The organism is Streptomyces sp. NPDC039430, from assembly GCF_055639435.1.
The window spans coordinates 19,825-39,062 of the sequence record NZ_JBVKAK010000026.1; the positions used below are offsets into that span (position 1 = coordinate 19,825).

A 19,238-nucleotide genomic window follows, 5' to 3' on the forward strand; every position below is an offset into this window, starting at 1 on the left:
GGGCCCGCACGCGGGTGCGGGCCCCGGCGGCCGTCCCGGCGCAGGGGCCGTCAGCCCAGCTCGTGCATCCAGCCGTGGGTGTCGGCCGCCCGGCCCGTCTGGATGTCCAGCAGGGCCTCGCGCAGCTTCAGCGTGACCTCGCCCGGCTCGCCACCCGACTGGGTCCACTCGCCGCCCGCCGACTTGACCACGCCGACCGGGGTGATCACCGCGGCCGTACCGCAGGCGAAGACCTCGGTGAGGGTGCCGTTCTCGGTGTCGCGGCGCCAGTCCTCCTTGGAGATCCGGCCCTCCTCGGAGCTGTAGCCGAGGTCGGCCGCCAGGCCGAGCAGCGAGTCACGGGTGACGCCCGCCAGCAGGGAGCCGGTCAGCTCGGGGGTGACGATGCGGTCCCCGTACACGAAGTACAGATTCATCCCGCCCAGTTCCTCGACCCAGCGGTGCTCCAGCGCGTCCAGGTAGACCACCTGCTCGCAGCCCTGCCGCGCCGCCTCGGCCTGGGCGAGCAGGGACGCCGCGTAGTTGCCGCCGGTCTTGGCGAAGCCGATGCCGCCCGGCACCGCGCGGACGTAGTTCTCCGAGAGCCAGACCGAGACCGGCTTCACCCCGCCGGGGAAGTACGCGCCGGCGGGTGAGGCGATGACCAGGAACAGATACTCGTTCGCCGGCCGCACCCCGAGTCCGACCTCGGCGGCGATCATGAACGGGCGCAGATAGAGGGACGCCTCCCCGCCGTGCGCGGGCACCCACGCCTTGTCCTGCTGGACGAGCGCGTCACACGCGGCGATGAAGGTCTCGACGGGCAGCTCCGGCATGGCGAGCCGGCGGGCCGAGACCTGGAAGCGCGCGGCGTTGGCCTCGGGCCGGAAGGTGGCGACCGAGCCGTCGGGGCGGCGGTAGGCCTTGAGCCCCTCGAAGATCTCCTGCGCGTAGTGCAGGGTCATGTTCGCCGGGTCGAGTGAGAGGGGCCCGTACGGGACGAGCTGCGCGTCGTGCCAGCCGCGTCCCTCCGTCCACCGGATCGTCACCATGTTGTCGGTGAAGTGGCGGCCGAACCCCGGGTTGGCCAGGATCGCCTCGCGCTCCGCGTCGGACAGCGGGTTCGAGGAGGGCTTGAGTTCGATCGTGGGCGTGGTCATGAATACTCGTCCTTCACCGGTTGATGTGACGGACCGCGTTCACGTCGCTACTAGTAGGACGTCCGAGCATTCCCGCGTGCCGCGGCCCACGCCGATTATCGCGCGGGTCGGGACGGATGCATGAAACGGGGTGAAAGCGGCCCTGGGATGATGGTGGCACCCGGAGGCCGCAAAAGAACAGCCGCCGGGCTCCGAAGACCCGGCGGCTGTGAGAAGTCGACGGGTCAGCTCGCTACTCGTACGGCGAGCGCGTCACCGATCCGGTCGGTCGTACGCGCGGTGGCCGCCGTACCGTCACGCCCGGCGAGGTCGGCCGCGACGGCCTCCTCCACCCGGACGGCCTCGGCGTCGAAGCCGAGGTGCCGCAGCAGCAGGGCGACGGAGAGGATGGTGGCCGTGGGGTCGGCCTTCCCCTGGCCCGCGATGTCCGGCGCCGACCCGTGGACCGGCTCGAACATGGACGGGAACGTACGGTCCGGATTGATGTTCGCGGACGCGGCCAGGCCGATACCGCCGGTCACGGCGGCGGCCAGGTCGGTGAGGATGTCACCGAAGAGGTTGTCGGTGACGATCACGTCGAAGCGGTCGGGCTGGGTGACGAAGAAGATCGTCGCGGCGTCGACATGCAGATAGTCGGTGGCGACGTCGGGGTACTCCTGGCCCACGCGGTCGAAGATGTTCTTCCACATGTGGCCGGCGTAGACGAGGACGTTGTTCTTGTGGACCAGCGTCAGCTTCTTGCGCGGACGGGAGTGGGCGCGCTCGTACGCGTCGCGGACGACCCGCTCCACGCCGTACGCCGTATTGAGGCTCACTTCGGTGGCCACCTCGGCGGGCGTGCCCGTGCGCAGCGAGCCTCCGTTGCCGGTGTACGGGCCCTCGGTGCCCTCGCGGACGACGACGAAGTCGATGTCCGGGCGGCCCGCCAGCGGTGTGGCGGTGTTGGGGAAGAGCTTCGACGGCCGCAGGTTCACGTAGTGGTCGAAGGCGAAGCGCAGCTTGAGCAGCAGCCCGCGCTCCAGGACGCCGGACGGCACGGTCGGGTCGCCGATCGCGCCGAGCAGGATCGCGTCATGTCCCTTGAGGGCTTCCAGCTCCGCGTCCGGGAGGGTCTCCCCGGTGCGGTGCCAGCGGCTCGCGCCGAGGTCGTACTCCTTGGTCTCCAGCTTCACATCCTGGGGAAGGACCGCGCGCAGGACCTTCAGGCCCTGGGCCACGACCTCCTGACCGATGCCGTCACCGGGGATCACTGCGAGATTGAGGCTGCGAGACATGAGGGAACCCTACCGCTCGTCCCAGTGCATGACATCGCGTGTCCATTCTGTGGACAGATTGCGAATCGGTCGCCAACTGGACGCCCGTGATACATGCATCCGCCACCCATTGGTGTCACGGTCGGCACATGGAAACTCCCCGCGTCGGGATTCCCGACCATCTCGCCTCCCGTATGACCATGCCGGAGCAGCACGCGTATCTGCGCGAAAAGATCGGCCGACGCGGCCTCCTGCGGGCGGGCACGTTCGCAGCCGGGACGGTGGCGGGCGCCGGTCTGCTCGGCTCCAGCGCCGCCCCCGCGGGCGCCACCACGGCCGCCGCGCCCGCCTTCCTGCCGTCGTCGGCCGCCGTACGGGTCGACGGATCGCTGGTGGCCCCCTTCGGCCGGCACCTGGCCTTCGGCTCCGACCCGAAGACCATGATGTCCGTCTCCTGGCAGGTGCCGTTCGCGGTGCGGAACCCGTACGTCCGGGTGGGCCTGAAGCCCTGGGACCTGAGCCAGAGGATCAAGGCGGAGGTGCGCTCGCTGCACACCCCGTCGCTGTCCGCCAAGCTGCCCGCGGTGGACCAGTACTACCTGCATGTCCCGCTGGAGCGGCTGCGCCCCGGCACGACGTACTACTACGGCGTGGGCCACGAGGGCTTCGATCCGGCGGACGCGCGCAACCTGGGCACGGTCGGTACGTTCCGTACCGCCCCGGCGCGCGCCGAGGCGTTCGTCTTCACGGCCTTCGGCGACCAGGGCGTCTCCTACGATGCCCTCGCCAACGACCAGGTGATCCTGGGCCAGAACCCGGTCTTCCATCTGCACGCGGGGGACATCTGCTACGCGGACAGCAGCGGTCAGGGGCTGCCCGCCGACACCTATGACGCGCGGGTCTGGGACCAGTTCCTGGCGCAGACCGAGTCGGTGGCCTCGCGGGTGCCGTGGATGGTGACCACCGGCAACCACGACATGGAGGCCTGGTACTCCCCCGACGGGTACGGCGGCCAGAACGCGCGCTGGTCCCTGCCGGGCGGCGGGCTCGATCCGGTGAAGTCGCCGGGCGTCTACGCGTTCCGGTACGGCAATGTCGGCGTGGTCGCCCTCGACGCGAACGATGTCTCCCACGAGATCCGGGCCAACGCCGGCTACACCGGCGGCGCACAGACCCGCTGGCTGGACCGGCGGCTCGGTGAGCTGCGCGCGGACGAGGACATCGACTTCATCGTGGTGTTCTTCCACCACTGCGCCTTCTCGACCACGAACGCCCACGCCTCGGACGGCGGGGTGCGCGACGCGTGGGTGCCGCTCTTCGACAAGCACCGCGTCGATCTGGTCGTCAACGGCCACAACCATGTGTACGAGCGCACGGACGCGCTGCGCGGCGGAGTCGTCGGGCGCCGGGTGCCGGTCGGCGAGTCGGTGAGTTCGGTACGCGACGGCATCGTGTACGTCACGGCGGGCGGCGCGGGCAAGGCGCTGTACGACTTCCCGGTGCCGGACAGTTACGAGGGCCATGTCGCCGACGTCGAGAGCGTCCCGTCGTACCACTGGGAACAGGGCGGCGCCAAGGCCACCGAGACCGTGGAGTGGTCGCGCGTGCGCTACACCGGGTTCTCTTTCCTCGCCGTCGAGGTGACGACGGGGCACCGCCCGGCGCTGAAGGTCTCCGCGCTCGCCGAGAGCGGCGAGCGCGTGGACCACTTCACCATCACGCGCTGACTCCCGCGCCGACCGGTGGCCGGCGCGGATCGGTGACCGGCGCGGGTCAGTGGCCGGTCGAGCCGCCGTTGTCCCTGCGGTCGAGAGCACGCTGCAGGGCGGCGGCGGCGTTCTTGCGGTCGGATTCGCTGGTGCGGGAGGTGTGACGGACGCGGCGGCGGACAGTCGTCTCGGCCATGATGATCGACTCCTTGGAATGGCTGAGCCACGCGGTAGGGCCGCGTGATGCGTCAGCGCTGCCTGAAGGGGCGCGGCCGGAAGGGGCGGGGGCATACGCGACAGGGGTTGCCTGTGTGCGGGCGCGTGCCAACAACCGCCATTCGCTGGATCGAGCGAGACATTCGGCTCATTCCAAGCTAAGCGAGGATCGGCGCTCTGTCTCCACGATTACTCGGACTTCCTACTATCTGAGACGGTGATCACTCCGACCTGCGGAAATCCCTCGTGGGCCCGCGAGGATCCACCGGACACGCGCTACATCACATCGCCGTCCCGCCAGTCGAAGACCAGCGCGGAGTCGTCCCCGGGAGACGCCGGTCCCGGGAGGGGCCGTCCCGCCGCCGGACGCAGATACGTGGAGCCCTCCTCGTCCGGCAGCCGTACCACTCCCCCGGGCCCCAGCACCTCGATCCGGTACGGCCAGGGCTGCCAGCCACGCGCCCGGTACAGCCGCGCCCCGTCGGCCGAGGCGGAGAGCGCCCCGACGTCGTACGCGCCGTCGATCACGCGCTCCAGGGCCTCCATCACCCGGTCCCCGAGCCCCCGCCGGCGCCGGTCGGCCCGTACGCCCACGGCCTCGACGTATCCGACGCGGTAGGAGCGGCCGTCGTGCAGCAGCCGGCGCTGGACCACACTGCCGTGCGCGAGGAGCGTGCCGTCCGGGTCCCGTACGAGGGCGTGCACACCACCGAGCCCGTGGTCCCAGTCCTCGTCGGCGAACTCGCCCTCGAAGGCGGCGTCCAACAGGGCGCGGATCTCGGTGAGTTCGGCCGGGGAGAGCTCGAAGGTGTGGGCGGTGCGCAGGATTTCGGTCATACGTGCCACCCTCTCAGGGCTCGCCCGCCGCCGCGCGCCCTCGGCGCACGCCGCGGGGCCCGCCGTTTCCCGGCGGAAGGCCGGGGCACTCGGTCAGCGGAGGCCCATATGAACGTACACACGGCGTCACTCAACGGACGAGGCAAGGCGCGACAGGCGGCGAACAGCCAGGCCATGGACGGGGCGGCCCGCTGGGGCTTCGCCGCGCGCGGGGTGATCTACCTGCTCATCGGCGTGCTCGCGCTCCGGGTCGCGTTCGGCGGTGGCGGCCAGGAGGCCGACCGCGGCGGCGCGCTGGCGGAGATCGCGGGGCGGCCATGGGGCGTCGTCCTCCTCTGGGCCCTGGGCATCGGGCTGGCGGGCATGGCGTTGTGGCGGCTCTCCGAGGCGCTGTTCGGCGCGGCCGGACCCGACGGCCACAAGACGCACAAGCGGCTGCTGTCGGCGGGACGCGCGGTCTTCTACGGATTCGTCGCCTACTCCGTGCTGGCGTTCGCCGCCGGTGACAAGGGCAGCGGCAGCGGGTCCGGCGACCGTCAGTCGCGGGATGTCACCGCCAAGGCGCTGGAGCTGCCCGGCGGGCAGTGGATCGTGGGGGCCGCCGGGGTGGGCATCGCCGCCGCGGGGCTCTGGGTCGGTGTCCGCGCGGTGCTGCGCAAGTACCACAAGCATCTGAAGCTCGGCCGGATGTCCGGCGGGACACGGCGGTTCCTCGATGTGACCGGCGTCGCGGGCGGGGCCGCGCGGGGCGTGCTCTTCGCCGCCCTGGGGGTGTTCGTCGTCCAGGCGGCGATCGCGTACGAGCCGGACAAGGCCAAGGGGGTCGACGACACCCTGCGTTCCTTCACCGACACCCCCGCGGGGCCCTGGCTGCTCGCGGTGGTCGCGGTGGGGCTGGGGCTGTTCGGGATCTTCTCGTTCCTGATGGCCCGCTGGCGCAGGGTCTGACGCTCCGGGCGTGGAGCCGCCCCCGTACCGGCGAAGGGGGGCTGCCGGTACGGGGGCGGAGTCTGCGGGGCCGTCAGCCCATGTGCGGGTAGCGGTAGTCGGTCGGCGGGACCAGCGTCTCCTTGATGGCGCGGGTCAGCGTCCAGCGCATCAGGTTCTGCGGGGCGCCCGCCTTGTCGTTCGTGCCGGAGGCGCGGCCGCCGCCGAAGGGCTGCTGGCCGACGACGGCTCCGGTCGACTTGTCGTTGATGTAGAAGTTGCCCGCCGCGTAGCGCAGCTTCTCCATCGCGTCGGCCGCGGCGGCGCGGTCACGGGCGATGACCGAGCCGGTCAGCGCGTACGCCGAGACGGACTCCAGCTGCGCGAGCACCGCCTCGTAGTCGGCGTCGTCGTAGACGTGGACCGCGAGGATCGGGCCGAAGTACTCGGTCGTGAAGACCTCGTTCCCGGGGTCGGTGCAGGCGATGACGGTCGGCCTGACGAAGTAGCCGACGGAGTCGTCGTACGTACCGCCCGCGACGATCGTGCACGTCGGGTCGGCGGCGGCGCGGTCGATGGCGGCCTTGTTCTTGGCGAAGGCGCGCTCGTCGATGACGGCGCCGATGAAGTTCGAGAGATCGGTGACGTCGCCCATGGCGATCCCGTCCACCTCGGTCGCGAACTCCTCCTTGAACCCGTTGTTCCAGATCGACGCCGGGACATAGGCGCGCGAGGAGGCGGAGCACTTCTGCCCCTGGTACTCGAAGGAGCCCCGGGTCAGCGCGGTCTTGAGGACCGCGCGGTCGGCGCTCGGGTGGGCGACGACGAAGTCCTTGCCCCCGGTCTCGCCGACGATCCGCGGGTAGGAGCGGTACGTCTCGATGTTGTTGCCGACGGTCTTCCACAGGTGCTGGAAGGTCCTGGTCGAACCGGTGAAGTGAATGCCCGCCAGGTCGCGGTGGTTCAGGGCCACCTCGGAGACGGCGATGCCGTCGCCCGTCACCAGGTTGATGACACCCTTGGGCAGGCCGGCCTCCTCCAGCAGCTCCATCAGCAGCACGGCGGCGAGGGTCTGCGTCGGGGACGGCTTCCAGACCACGACATTGCCCATGAGCGCGGGCGCGGTCGGCAGGTTGCCCGCGATCGCCGTGAAGTTGAACGGGGTGATCGCGTAGACGAAACCTTCCAGCGGCCGGTGGTCGAGCCGGTTCCAGACGCCGGGCGAGTTGGCCGGCGGCTGCTCGGCGAGCAGGTCACGGGCGTACTTGACGTTGAAGCGCCAGAAGTCGACCAGCTCGCAGGGGGTGTCGATCTCGGCCTGCTGGGCCGTCTTCGACTGGCCGAGCATGGTCGCGGCGGCCAGCGTCTCGCGCCACGGTCCCGCGAGCAGTTCGGCGGCGCGCAGGATGATCGCGGCGCGGTCGTCGAAGGACATGGCGCGCCAGCCCGGGGCGGCGGCCAGGGCGGCGTCGATCGCGTCGCGCGCGTCCTGCTGGGTGGCGCCGGCGAACGTACCGAGCACGGCCCGGTGGTTGTGCGGCTGTACGACGTCGACGCGCTCGCCCCCGCCCATCCGCTTCTCGCCGCCGATCGTCATCGGCAGATCGACGGGGTTCTCGGCCAGCTCCTTGAGCTTGACCTCAAGACGGGCCAGCTCCGGGGAGCCCGGGGCATAGCCGTGCACCGGCTCGTTGACCGGCGCGGGAACCTGGGTCACAGCGTCCATGGGTGCCGAATCTCCTTCATCAGTAGGTCAGGGGCGGTCGGTCTCGGTGGCGGCGGCTCAGCCGCGGCTGACCAGCGAACGCAGGAAGAACGCGAGGTTGGCGGGGCGCTCGGCGAGCCGGCGCATGAAATACCCGTACCAGTCGGTGCCGTACGCGATGTAGACACGCATCCGGTGTCCCTCGGCTGCCAGCCGGTCCTGCTCGGCCTCCCGGATGCCGTACAGCATCTGGAACTCGTACTCATCGAGCTTACGTCCGGCGCGGCGGGCGAGGTGCTGGGCGATCGCGATGAGGCGCGGGTCGTGGGAGCCGACCATCGGGTAGCCGGCGCCGTTCATCAGGATCCTGAGGCAGCGGACGTACGCCCGGTCGACCTCCCTCTTGTCCTGGTACGCGACGGACGCGGGCTCCTTGTAGGCGCCCTTGACGAGGCGCACGCGCGAGCCGGCCTCGGCGAGCCTCCGGCAGTCCTCCTCGGTGCGGAAGAGGTACGACTGGACGACGGCGCCGGTCTGCGGGAAGCGCTCGCGCAGCTCGCCGTGGATGGCGAGCGTCGAGTCGATGGTGGTGTGGTCCTCCATGTCGAGGGTGACCGTGGTGCCGATCTCGGCGGCGGCCTCGACGACGGTGGTGATGTTCTTCAGCGCGAGGTCGTGTCCGCCGGGCAGGGCCTGCCCGAAGGAGGAGAGCTTGACCGACATCTCGGCGCGGACGCCCAGCTCCAGCGGGGCGAGGGCCTCGATCAGCGTCAGATAGGCGTCCCGGGCGGCGAGCGCCTCGGTCGGGTCGGAGATGTCCTCGCCGAGGACGTCGAGGGTGATCTCCAGACCGCGGCCGGCCATGTTCTCGATCACCGGGACCGTCTCCTCGACCGACTCACCGGCGATGAAACGGTTCACCACGGGCTTGGTGACCGGGGCGGCCGAGACGACACGGCGCATTCTGTCGCTCCGCGACGCGGCGAGGATCACGGGACCCAGCACGGGGCACCTCCACGGTGAGATCGAGAGAGCCGTCACCGAACGACCGAACCTCGCCGAACATCCGCGAAACAGAATCGATCAGTTCAGTACAGCAAGAAGAACCACTGTGAAATTTAAGGACCGGTCCGTTCCTCAGCCATCGACAGCTGTCACGCATCCGTGGCCCGGATCTCAGACATGTGTCTGAAAGCAGTGGGAGAATGTCCGGGTGAAGGACGATTATCAGGAGCTGGTCGACGAGATCACCGCGCTGCTCGGTGTCCCCGCGACGCTGGAGAACCGGGACTTCGGGCTGATCGCCTTCGGTGCGCACGACAGCGAGGACGACTCGGCCATGGACCCGGTCAGGACGCGTTCGATCCTGACCAGGAAGTCCACACCGGCGGTCCGCGCCTGGTTCGAGGGCTTCGGCATCACCCGCGCGACGGCGCCGGTCCGTATCCCCGCCGCCCCGGACGCGGGCGTCTTCCGTGGCCGGATCTGTCTGCCCGTACGGCACCGGGGCACGGTGCTCGGCTATGTCTGGCTGCTCGACGACTCCGATCCGGGGCCGAGCGCCTCCCGGCTCGCGGCGGCCATGGAGGTGACCGCGCGGATCGGCGATCTGCTCGCCGACGAGGCGCGGGCGGGCGCGGATCTGGCCCGTGAACTGCGCGCCGCGCTGACGGCCGAGCCCGGCTGGCAGCGGGACATGGCGCTGACCGCGCTGCGCGCCGCGCTGGGGCCGAGCGCGGACGGACCGTATGTGGTGCTCTGCGTGGCGCCCTGGCGCGGTGAGGAACCACGGGTACGGGCGGTGCCGGGGACGGCGGCGCTGTGCGCCCTGCCGTACGGGGCGGTGGCCGAGGGCCGCCCGGCGAGGTCCACGGCAACAGGCCAGACGGCCGGGCGCCTGAACGGCTCGTCGCCGGGCGGGGCGACCGGCCGGACGAGCGGGCCGGTGAGCGGCTCGGTGAACGGCCCCGCCGGCGGCTCGGTGAACGGCCCGGTCCATGGCTCGGGCGAGGCGGACACGCTCGCCCTGCTCGTACGGCTCCGGTCACCGGACGCGCTCGCGCCCGTCCTCACGGCCGTCGCCCGGCTGCGCGAGGACGCGGGCCCAGGGGCCGCCGCCGGTTCCTGCGCGCCGCGCCGCGGTCTGGCCGAGCTGCCCGCGGCCTGGCGGGAGGCCGTCTCGGCGGCCCGCGCCTCGGTGGCCCAGCCCCGTTTCGGTCCGGTGGCGCAGTGGACGTCGATCGGCCCGTACCGTCTGCTGACGGCGCTCCCCACCGAGCCCGACCCCGCGGTCCGGCCGCTGCTGGACCCCGTACATGCCGAACTGGCCCACACCGCCGAGGTGTTCCTCGACCATGCGGGCCAGGCGGGGCGTACGGCGTCGGCTCTCGGCATCCACCGTCAGACGCTCTACTACCGGCTCTCCCGGATCGAACAGCTGACGGGTCTGGAGCTGGACGACGGTGAGGACCGGCTGCTTCTCCATATGGCCCTGAAGTCGACCCGGCTCTGACACCCGGGCCGGGCGCGGACAGGACCTGGGGCCTGCCCGGCCGGTCGGATCAGCCGGTCGGATCAGCCGGTCGGATCAGTCCGTCAGGTCGACCGAGCGCGCCGAGGCCGCGCCGATCTCCTCCGAGATCTCCACCAGCACGGCCGGCGGTACGTTGTCGTCGACGGTGAGCACGACCAGCGCCTCGCCGCCCTCCTCCGCCCGCGAGACCTGCATCCCCGCGATGTTGAGCCCGGCCTCGCCGAGGATCCGGCCGACCGTGCCGACCACACCGGGACGGTCCTCGTAGCGCAGCACGATCATGTGCTCGGCCAGCGCCAGCTCCACGTCGTACTCGCCGATCGCGACGATCTTCTGGAGGTTCTTGGGCCCGGCCAGTGTGCCGGAGACCGAGACCTCCTCGCCGCCGGAGAGCGTGCCGCGCACGGTCACCACATTGCGGTGGTTCGGGGACTCGCTCGACGTGGTCAGCCGGACCTCGACGCCACGCTCCTGCGCGAACAGCGGGGCGTTGACATACGACACGGTCTCGGCGACGACATCCTCGAACACGCCCTTGAGCGCGGACAGTTCGAGCACCTTCACATCGTGCTGGGTGATCTCGCCGTACACCTCGACATCGAGCCGGACCGCGACCTCGCCCGCGAGGGCGGTGAAGATCCGGCCGAGCTTCTCGGCGAGCGGCAGCCCCGGGCGTACGTCCTCGGCGATGACGCCGCCCTGGACGTTGACCGCGTCCGGCACCAGCTCGCCCGCGAGCGCGAGCCGTACGGACCTGGCGACCGCGATGCCCGCCTTCTCCTGGGCCTCGTCGGTGGAGGCGCCGAGGTGCGGGGTGCAGACGACCTGGTCGAACTGGAAGAGCGGGGAGTCCGTGCAGGGCTCCTTGGAGTACACGTCCAGACCGGCGCCGGCGACCCGGCCCTCCTTGAGCGCGGAGGCGAGCGCCTCCTCGTCCACGATCCCGCCGCGCGCGGCGTTCACGATCCGCACCGTCGGCTTGACCTTGTGCAGCGCCTCGTCGCCGATCAGACCCAGCGTCTCGGGGGTCTTCGGCAGGTGCACGGTGATGAAGTCCGAGACGTCGAGCAGCTCGTCCAGCGTCAGCAGCTTGACGCCCATCTGCGCGGCGCGGGCCGGCTGCACATAGGGGTCGTACGCGACGATCTTCATGCCGAAGGCGGACATGCGCTGGGCGACCAGCACGCCGATACGGCCGAGGCCGACGACGCCCAGCGTCTTCTCGCTCAGCTCGACGCCCGTGTACTTGAAGCGCTTCCACTCGCCGTTCTTGAGGGCGGTGTTGGCCTGCGGGATGTTGCGCGCGGTGGCGACCAGCAGACCGCAGGCCAGCTCGGCGGCGGTGACGATGTTCGAGGTCGGCGCGTTCACGACCATCACGCCCGCCTTGGTGGCGGCGGAGACGTCCACGTTGTCGAGGCCGACGCCGGCGCGGGCGACCACCCTCAGCTTGCCCGCGGCGGCGATGGCCTCCGCGTCGACCTTGGTCGCGGAGCGGACCAGGATCGCGTCCACGCCGGCGATGGCGGGCAGCAGCTCCGCGCGGTCGGCGCCGTTGCAGTGCCGGATCTCGAAGTCCGGACCGAGCGCGTCGACGGTGGCGGGCGAAAGCTCTTCAGCGATGAGTACGACAGGTTTCGAGCTCACGTGAGTCCTCACAAGTCCCATAGCGGACGGCCGTCCCGACGGCCGCATGCGGTGGAGGGTTCTGGCCGCGTGGAAGACGCACGACGCTGTGGGCCTGACGCGTATGTGCTGAGCAGTCTAGTGCTGTCACCGGGGCGTTTTCCGCCCAGGCGGCAGGATCACCCGTACGTGCGGTCCCGCGTCGGCGTTCCGTACGAGCGGCCCCGGCTCATCCCTGGCCGGGGCCGCCCGCGCGCGGTGTTACGCGTCCTCGTTGTCCACCCAGCTCATGAGCTTGCGCAGCTCGGCGCCCGTGGTGGCGAGCAGGCTGTCGCTGTCGGCCTTCTTGTACTCGTTGTACTTCTTCAGACCGCCGTGGTACTCCTCCATCCAGTTCTTGGCGAAGGTGCCGTCCTGGATCTCGGCCAGGATCTTCTTCATCTCGACCTTGGTCTGGTCGGTGATGACGCGCGGGCCGCTGACGTAGTCGCCCCACTCGGCGGTCTCCGAGACCGACCAGCGCATCTTCTCCAGGCCGCCCTCGTACATCAGGTCCACGATCAGCTTCAGCTCGTGGAGGCACTCGAAGTACGCGATCTCCGGCTGGTAGCCGGCCTCGGTCAGCGTCTCGAAGCCCGCCTTGACCAGCGCGGCGGTGCCGCCGCAGAGCACGGCCTGCTCACCGAACAGGTCGGTCTCGGTCTCCTCCGTGAAGGTCGTCTTGATGACACCGGCGCGGGTGCCGCCGATGCCCTTCGCGTACGAGAGGGCCAGCGCGAAGGCGCTGCCGGAGAAGTCCTGCTCGACGGCCGCGATGCACGGCACGCCGCGGCCCTCCTCGTACTGGCGGCGGACCAGGTGGCCGGGGCCCTTGGGGGCGACCATCGCGACATCGACATTGGCCGGCGGCTTGATGAAGCCGTAGCGGATGTTGAGGCCGTGTCCGAAGAACAGCGCGTCGCCGTCCTTCAGGTTGTCCTTGATGGACTCCTCGTAGACCTGGCCCTGGATCGGGTCCGGCACCAGGATCATGATGACGTCGGCCTCGGCGGCGGCCTCGGCGGGCGTCACCACGCGCAGGCCCTGCTCCTCGGCCTTGGCCTTGGACTTGGAGCCCTCGTGCAGACCGACCCGGACGTCGACACCCGAGTCACGCAGCGACAGCGCGTGGGCGTGGCCCTGGCTTCCGTAGCCGATGACCGCGACCTTGCGGTTCTGGATGATGGACAGGTCGGCGTCGTCGTCGTAGAACAGCTCGGCCACTGGGTCTTCTCCTTGGTGTGCGCTGCTTCGGGTGCAGGCGGCTTTGACGATGTCGCAGCTCGCGTCCCACCCACCGTACGGCGGGACGGTCGCTGCGGTCTCCCGGTCTCGCCATACGAGCGGAACGGGACGGGGCGTGCGTACGGGCGGGGGACGGGGGGTTACGCGCTGCGGTCGAGCGCGCGCAGGCTGCGGTCGGTGATGGACCGCGCGCCACGTCCTATGGCGATCGTGCCGGACTGCACCAGCTCCTTGATGCCGTACTGCTCCAGCATCTTCAGCATGGCGTCGAGCTTGTCGCTCGATCCCGTGGCCTCGATCGTGACGGCCTCGGGTGAGACGTCCACGGTCTTGGCGCGGAACAGCTGGACGATCTCGACGATCTGGGAACGGGTCTCGTTGTCGGCGCGGACCTTCACCAGGACGAGCTCGCGCTGGATCGCGGCGCCGGGCTCCAGTTCGACGATCTTCAGGACGTTCACCAGCTTGTTGAGCTGCTTCGTCACCTGCTCCAGGGGCAGTTCCTCGACATTGACCACGATGGTGATGCGGGAGATGTCGGGGTGCTCGGTGACACCGACGGCGAGCGAGTCGATGTTGAAACCGCGGCGGGAGAACAGCGCGGCGATCCGGGCGAGGATGCCGGGGGTGTTCTCCACCAGAACGGAGAGCGTGTGCCTGGTCATGTGTCGGTCTCTTCTCTCGGTCTCTCGGGCTCTCGTTCCGCGGCTCAGTCGTCCGCGCCGTCGCCGAAGTCGGGGCGGACGCCCAGGGCGGCCAGGACCTCGTCGTTGGACGTGCCCGCGGGGACCATCGGCCAGACCTGGGCGTCCTCGTGGACGATGAAGTCGACCACGACGGGGCGGTCGTTGATGGAGTTGGCCTTGGCGATCACCGCGTCCAGCTCGTCCGGGGACTCGCAGCGCATCGCGACACAGCCCATGGCCTCGGACAGCTTGACGAAGTCCGGGACGCGGGTGCCGCCGTTGGGGCCGTCGGCCGCGTCCTGGCCGGAGTGCAGCACGGTGTTGGAGTAGCGCTGGTTGTAGAAGAGGGTCTGCCACTGGCGGACCATGCCCAGCGCGCCGTTGTTGATGACCGCGACCTTGATCGGGATGTTGTTGAGCGCGCAGGTGGTGAGTTCCTGGTTGGTCATCTGGAAGCAGCCGTCGCCGTCGATGGCCCAGACGGTGCGGCCCGGCTGCCCCGCCTTGGCGCCCATGGCGGCCGGCACGGCGTAGCCCATGGTCCCGGCGCCGCCGGAGTTCAGCCACGTGGCGGGCTTCTCGTAGTCGATGAAGTGCGCGGCCCACATCTGGTGCTGGCCGACGCCCGCCGCGTAGATGGTGTCCTCGGGGGCGAGCTGGCCGATGCGCTGGATGACCTGCTGCGGCGAGAGGGTGCCGTCCCCGGGCTGGCTGTAGCCGAGGGGGTAGGTCTCGCGCCAGCGGTTGAGGTCCTGCCACCAGGCGGTGTAGTCACCGATGTGGCCGTCGGTGTGCTCGGCCTGGACGGCCTGCACCAGATCGGCGAGGACCTCGCGGGCGTCGCCGACGATCGGCACGTCCGCGGTGCGGTTCTTGCCGATCTCGGCCGGGTCGATATCGGCGTGGATGATCTTGGCGTGGGGCGCGAAGCTGTCCAGCTTGCCGGTGACGCGGTCGTCGAAACGGGCTCCGAGGGCGACGATCAGGTCGGCCTTCTGCAGCGCGGTGACGGCGGTGACCGATCCGTGCATCCCCGGCATTCCCACGTGCAGCGGGTGGCTGTCGGGGAACGCGCCCAGTGCCATCAGGGTGGTGGTGACGGGGGCGCCGGTCAGCTCGGCGAGGACCCTCAGCTCGGCGGTGGCGCCGGCCTTGAGGACGCCGCCGCCGACGTACAGCACCGGTCGCCTGGACTGCGTGATGAGCTTGGCGGCCTCGCGGATCTGCTTGGCGTGCGGCTTGGTCACCGGACGGTAGCCGGGCAGGTCCTGGGTGGGCGGCCAGCTGAAGGTCGTCTCCGCCTGGAGCGCGTCCTTCGCGATGTCCACCAGGACCGGTCCCGGGCGCCCGGTGGAGGCGATGTGGAAGGCCTCCGCGATGGTGCGCGGGATGTCCTCGGCCCTGGTGACCAGGAAGTTGTGCTTGGTGATCGGCATCGTGATGCCGCAGATGTCCGCCTCCTGGAAGGCGTCCGTCCCGATGGCCTTGCTCGCCACCTGGCCGGTGATGGCGACCAGCGGCACGGAGTCCATGTGCGCGTCGGCGATCGGGGTGACCAGGTTGGTGGCGCCGGGGCCCGAGGTGGCCATGCACACGCCCACCTTGCCGGTGGCCTGGGCGTAGCCCTCGGCCGCGTGGCCCGCGCCCTGCTCGTGGCGGACGAGGATGTGGCGGACCCGGGTGGAGTCCATCATCGGGTCGTACGCGGGGAGGATGGCGCCGCCGGGGATCCCGAATACCGTGTCGGCTCCCACTTCCTCAAGCGAGCGGATGAGGGACTGCGCGCCCGTGACGTGCTCGACGGAGGCGGGGGACGGTCCGCCGTTACGGGCCCGCGGCTGCGGATGGTGGGCCCCGGTGGCCTGCTCGGTCATCGGCATTCTCTTCTCGAGGCTGAGGGTTTTTGCGAGGGTTTGGGGTGTGCCGGTGCAACAAAAAACCCCTCGTGCCGTCAGGCAGGCGAGGGGAGCGCGTCGGTGGGGTGTGCGGAGCGGTTCGTGCTCTGCTTCAGCCGACGCGCTTTCCAAGTACGAGAATTCGGGTGCGCATGGCACTGACCATCCCTCCGGCGCGCCATGGCTGTCAAGTGGGTGGGACGGGAGTCTCACTATTTGAGCGGATCGAGGGGCATGGAGGGGTGTGGAATCCGGTCACCCGCGGACGGCCGGGAAGACCTGACGGGAAGCGTGCTTCCGGGCAGTGCGCTGCCCGTCAGTACGGGCTGGGCCACGCCGCCCGGCAGCGGGTATGTGCCGGTCAGCAGGGCGCGGCGCAGCCGGTACTCGTCCAGTGGCCCGGAGAAGGCCATCCCCTGGCCGTGCGTACACCCCATGGCGCGCAGCGCGAGGACCTGTTCGGGGACGTCGACGCCGTCGGCCACGGACTCCATGCCCAGATCACCGGCGATCCGCAGCAGCCCCGCCGTGATCTTGTGCAGCCGCGCGGACTCCACGACGCCCTCCACCAGACCGCGGTCCAGTTTCAGTACGTCCACGGGGAGCCTGCGCAGGGCGCTGATCGCGGCGTAGCCGCTGCCGAAGCCGTCGAGGGCGATCCGTACGCCCAGCCGGCGCAGCGCGATGAGCCGGTGCTCCAGCTCGTCGAGCGAGGCGCGCGGATCGCTGTCGGCGAGCTCTATCATCAGGGCCCCCGACGGCAGCCCATGGCGGCTGAGCAGGGACTCGATGGATCCGAGCGGCAGGGATCTGTCGAGCAGCCTGCGGGCCGGGAGCCGTACGGCGACGGGCACAGGTTGGCCGATTCTCGCCCGTTCCGCGGCGTGGGAGACGGCTTCTTCCAACAGCCAGCGACCGAGCTCCGTGGTGCGGTCGCTGTCGTCGCCCCCGCGCGGGAACTCGGCGGGGGTGAACAGGATGCCCTGGGCGGAGCGCCAGCGGGCCTGGGCGGCGACGGCGGAGACCCGGCCGGTGGTGAGATGCACCACGGGCTGGTGCAGCAGGGCGAATTCGCCGTCGTGCAGGGCGGTGCGCAGCCGGGTCGCCAGCTCGGTCTTGCGGACGACGTCGGCCTGCATCTGGGGCGCGTACAGCTCGACGCGGTTCTTGCCCGCGGCCTTGGCGCGGTACATGGCGAGGTCCGCGTTCCGCATGAGCTCGGTGGGGGTTATGCCCGGTTCCGCGAAGGCGATACCGATGGAGGCGGCGACCCGGACATCGTTGCCGTCGATGCGGTACGGCTGCGAGAGCCTGAGGCGCAGCCGGTCGGCGATCTCGTGCACCTGGTGCTCGCGGGCGGTCAGGTCGTCGTTCCCGTCGCCGAGGACGATGGCCGCGAACTCGTCGCCGCCGAGCCTGGCGGCGGTGTCCCCGGCCCGTACGGAGTCCTGGAGCCGGTGCGCGGCGAGGATCAGCAGTTCGTCCCCGACCTGATGGCCCAGGCGGTCGTTGACGCCCTTGAAGCCGTCGAGGTCGATGAAGAGCACGGCCGTGCCCGGATCGGTCGTACGGCGGCCGGAGAGGGCCTGTCGTACGCGCTCGGTGAACAGGGCGCGGTTGGGCAGGTCGGTGAGCGGGTCGTGTTCGGCGTTGTGCTGGAGCTGCGCCTGGAGGCGGACCCGTTCGGTGACGTCGCGGCTGTTGAAGATCAGCCCGCCCTGGTGGCGGTTGACGGTGGATTCCACGTTGAGCCAGTCACCGGCCCCTGATCTGAACCGGCACTCGATGCGGGTCGTGGGCTCCTCGGAGGGCGGTGCGGCCAGGAAGCGCCGTACTTCGTGGACCACCCTGCCGAGGTCGTCGGGGTGGATGATCGAGGCCAGCTCCGCGCCGACGAGATCCTCGGCCTCGCGGCCGTACACGCCCGTGGCGGCGGGGCTGACGTAGCGGAGTATGCCGGAGGGCGCGGCGATCATGATCACATCGCTGGAGCCCTGCACCAGGGACCGGAAGTGGTTCTCCTTCTGGGCCAGTTCATGGGTGAGCGCGATGTTGTCGACGAGCATGATGCCCTGCCGTACGACCAGCGCGAGCACGACCGCGCAGCCGGTGAGGACCACCACCCGGTCGACGCGCCGGCCCTCGATCACGTTGTAGAGGATGCCCAGCGTGCAGACGGCGGCCGCCAGATACGGCGTGAGCGCGGCGAGCGAGCCGGCGATGGGACGGCTGGGGGTACGGGGGTGACGTGGCTGCGGAGGGCTCTCCGGGATCCGGCGCATCCCCCATGGCGCGTACGCGAGGAGCAGCGAGCCGGCGAACCAGCCGGCGTCCAGCAGTTGTCCCGAGCGATAGGTCTCCCGCAGCAGCGGGGAGGTGAACAGGGCGTCGCACAGCACCGTCAGGGCCAGCGCGGCGATCGCGGTGTTGACGGCGGAGCGGCTTCCCGTGGCCCGTCGGAAGTGCAGCGCGAGCACCATGCTGACCAGCACGATGTCGAGCAGCGGATAGGCGAGGGAGAGCGCCGCCTGGGTCACGCTCTCGCCCTGGAAGTGCGCCGTCCGCGCGAGGGCGAGGCTCCAGGAGAGGGTGAGCAGTGAGCCGCCGATCAGCCAGGAGTCGAGCGCCAGACAGACCCAGCCGGCCCTGCTGACCGGGCGTTTGGCGAGCACGAGCAGTCCCACGATGGCGGGTGGCGCGAAGCAGAGGAAGAAGAGATCGGCGAGTGAGGGGCTGGGCACCGGTTCGTCGAGGACGACCTCGTACCAGCCCCAGACGGCGTTCCCTCCGGAGGCCATCGCGGAGGAGAACGAGAACAGCAGCCAGGCGGGCCGGAAGCGGCTGCCGCGGCCGCGTGCGTAGAAGAAGCAGGAGACCGCGGCGATCGCGGCGGCCAGGCTGAGACCGAAGTCACCCATGAACAGGGCCAGTTCGTGCGAGCCCCAGCCCAGCGCCGCGCCGGCCGCGTAGCCCCCGCAGATCAGGGCGAGCAGGAGCTGCGCGACCAGCCCCGAGCCGCTGCCGGAGACCGCCCGCCTGCCGAGGAGCACGCCCTCGGCGCTCACCGGAACACCCCGGGGGGTGTCGCTGTCACCGCCGAAGGAACCTGCCTGCTGATCGGGATGTCCGGAGGCCGCCGCCGGCGTCCCTGCCGCGTCGGATCGTTCGTCCATTGGCCGTACATCGCCCGTCGCCCCCCTCGCATTCTGTTCGCTCCGCTGCGCCGTTCCAGGCACGCCGCAGCCCCCAGATCGGGACGATACACCAGTCTCGTCACTCAGGGACATAGTTCTTCTACTCTCCGTGACGACCAGGGGACTTGTCGGCCACGAGGGTGTCCGGTCGGCTGCGGAGCGTGTCCGAGGAGGGCCTTCCGGGCCCTGCCGCGAGGTGCCGCGGCCCGGGATGCGCCGGTCCCCGGTCGCCGC

General features: G+C 70.6%; 14 protein-coding genes. 3 read left to right on the forward strand and 11 right to left on the reverse strand.

Annotated elements, in window-relative coordinates:
* Positions 1–50: 50 nt before the first annotated feature.
* Positions 51–1,139 (reverse strand): branched-chain amino acid aminotransferase, encoded by a 1,089-nt coding sequence (locus ACZ7LS_RS35380; protein ID WP_382517304.1) that lies wholly within the window; start codon positions 1,137–1,139, stop codon positions 51–53.
* 224 nt (positions 1,140–1,363) lie between these two features.
* Positions 1,364–2,413 carry a 3-isopropylmalate dehydrogenase gene (locus ACZ7LS_RS35385; RefSeq protein WP_382517307.1) on the reverse strand — a complete coding sequence of 350 codons (1,050 nt, stop codon included), beginning with the start codon at positions 2,411–2,413 and terminating at the stop codon, positions 1,364–1,366.
* A gap of 128 nt (positions 2,414–2,541) precedes the next feature.
* Here ACZ7LS_RS35385 and ACZ7LS_RS35390 point away from each other — a divergent pair, with 128 nt between their 5' ends.
* A complete protein-coding gene (locus tag ACZ7LS_RS35390; RefSeq protein ID WP_382517310.1) occupies positions 2,542–4,119 on the forward strand; it encodes a purple acid phosphatase family protein in 1,578 nt (525 codons plus the stop codon).
* 46 nt (positions 4,120–4,165) lie between these two features.
* On the opposite strand, the gene ACZ7LS_RS35395 is transcribed toward ACZ7LS_RS35390, so the two are convergent.
* Together ACZ7LS_RS35395 and ACZ7LS_RS35400 are read right to left on the reverse strand one after the other, a co-directional pair.
* On the reverse strand, positions 4,166–4,297 hold the full coding sequence (locus ACZ7LS_RS35395) for a hypothetical protein (protein ID WP_106982032.1): 132 nt from the start codon (positions 4,295–4,297) through the stop codon (positions 4,166–4,168).
* A gap of 296 nt (positions 4,298–4,593) precedes the next feature.
* A complete protein-coding gene (locus ACZ7LS_RS35400; protein ID WP_382517313.1) occupies positions 4,594–5,154 on the reverse strand; it encodes a GNAT family N-acetyltransferase in 561 nt (186 codons plus the stop codon).
* 108 nt (positions 5,155–5,262) lie between these two features.
* On the opposite strand from ACZ7LS_RS35400, the gene ACZ7LS_RS35405 reads away from it, so the two are divergent.
* The gene (locus ACZ7LS_RS35405; RefSeq protein ID WP_382517316.1) at positions 5,263–6,102 is read left to right on the forward strand and encodes a DUF1206 domain-containing protein; all 840 of its coding nucleotides are present in this window, start codon (positions 5,263–5,265) and stop codon (positions 6,100–6,102) included.
* A 73-nt stretch (positions 6,103–6,175) separates the two neighbouring features.
* Here ACZ7LS_RS35405 and pruA read toward each other — a convergent pair whose 3' ends face one another.
* Together pruA and ACZ7LS_RS35415 are read right to left on the reverse strand one after the other, a co-directional pair.
* Positions 6,176–7,807, reverse strand: coding sequence for an L-glutamate gamma-semialdehyde dehydrogenase (gene pruA / locus ACZ7LS_RS35410; protein ID WP_385134719.1), 1,632 nt, complete (start codon positions 7,805–7,807; stop codon positions 6,176–6,178).
* 57 nt (positions 7,808–7,864) lie between these two features.
* A complete protein-coding gene (locus ACZ7LS_RS35415) occupies positions 7,865–8,791 on the reverse strand; it encodes a proline dehydrogenase family protein (protein ID WP_382517322.1) in 927 nt (308 codons plus the stop codon).
* A gap of 208 nt (positions 8,792–8,999) precedes the next feature.
* On the opposite strand from ACZ7LS_RS35415, the gene ACZ7LS_RS35420 reads away from it, so the two are divergent.
* A complete protein-coding gene (locus ACZ7LS_RS35420) occupies positions 9,000–10,298 on the forward strand; it encodes a PucR family transcriptional regulator (protein ID WP_382664714.1) in 1,299 nt (432 codons plus the stop codon).
* Between the two features lie 75 nt (positions 10,299–10,373).
* Here the strand turns inward: ACZ7LS_RS35420 and serA are convergent, their stop codons facing one another.
* The 5 genes from serA to ACZ7LS_RS35445 all read right to left on the reverse strand — a co-directional run bounded on the left by serA (position 10,374) and on the right by ACZ7LS_RS35445 (position 18,875).
* Positions 10,374–11,966, reverse strand: coding sequence for a phosphoglycerate dehydrogenase (gene serA, locus ACZ7LS_RS35425; protein WP_385134722.1), 1,593 nt, complete (start codon positions 11,964–11,966; stop codon positions 10,374–10,376).
* A 240-nt stretch (positions 11,967–12,206) separates the two neighbouring features.
* Complete coding sequence (ilvC, locus tag ACZ7LS_RS35430; protein ID WP_030351816.1) at positions 12,207–13,208, reverse strand: ketol-acid reductoisomerase; 1,002 nt, start codon at positions 13,206–13,208, stop codon at positions 12,207–12,209.
* Positions 13,209–13,369: 161 nt separating this feature from the next.
* On the reverse strand, positions 13,370–13,894 hold the full coding sequence (ilvN, locus tag ACZ7LS_RS35435) for an acetolactate synthase small subunit (protein ID WP_030351817.1): 525 nt from the start codon (positions 13,892–13,894) through the stop codon (positions 13,370–13,372).
* 44 nt (positions 13,895–13,938) lie between these two features.
* The gene (locus ACZ7LS_RS35440; RefSeq protein ID WP_385134724.1) at positions 13,939–15,789 is read right to left on the reverse strand and encodes an acetolactate synthase large subunit; all 1,851 of its coding nucleotides are present in this window, start codon (positions 15,787–15,789) and stop codon (positions 13,939–13,941) included.
* 233 nt (positions 15,790–16,022) lie between these two features.
* Positions 16,023–18,875 (reverse strand): putative bifunctional diguanylate cyclase/phosphodiesterase, encoded by a 2,853-nt coding sequence (locus ACZ7LS_RS35445; protein WP_382517921.1) that lies wholly within the window; start codon positions 18,873–18,875, stop codon positions 16,023–16,025.
* Positions 18,876–19,238: the final 363 nt, after the last annotated feature.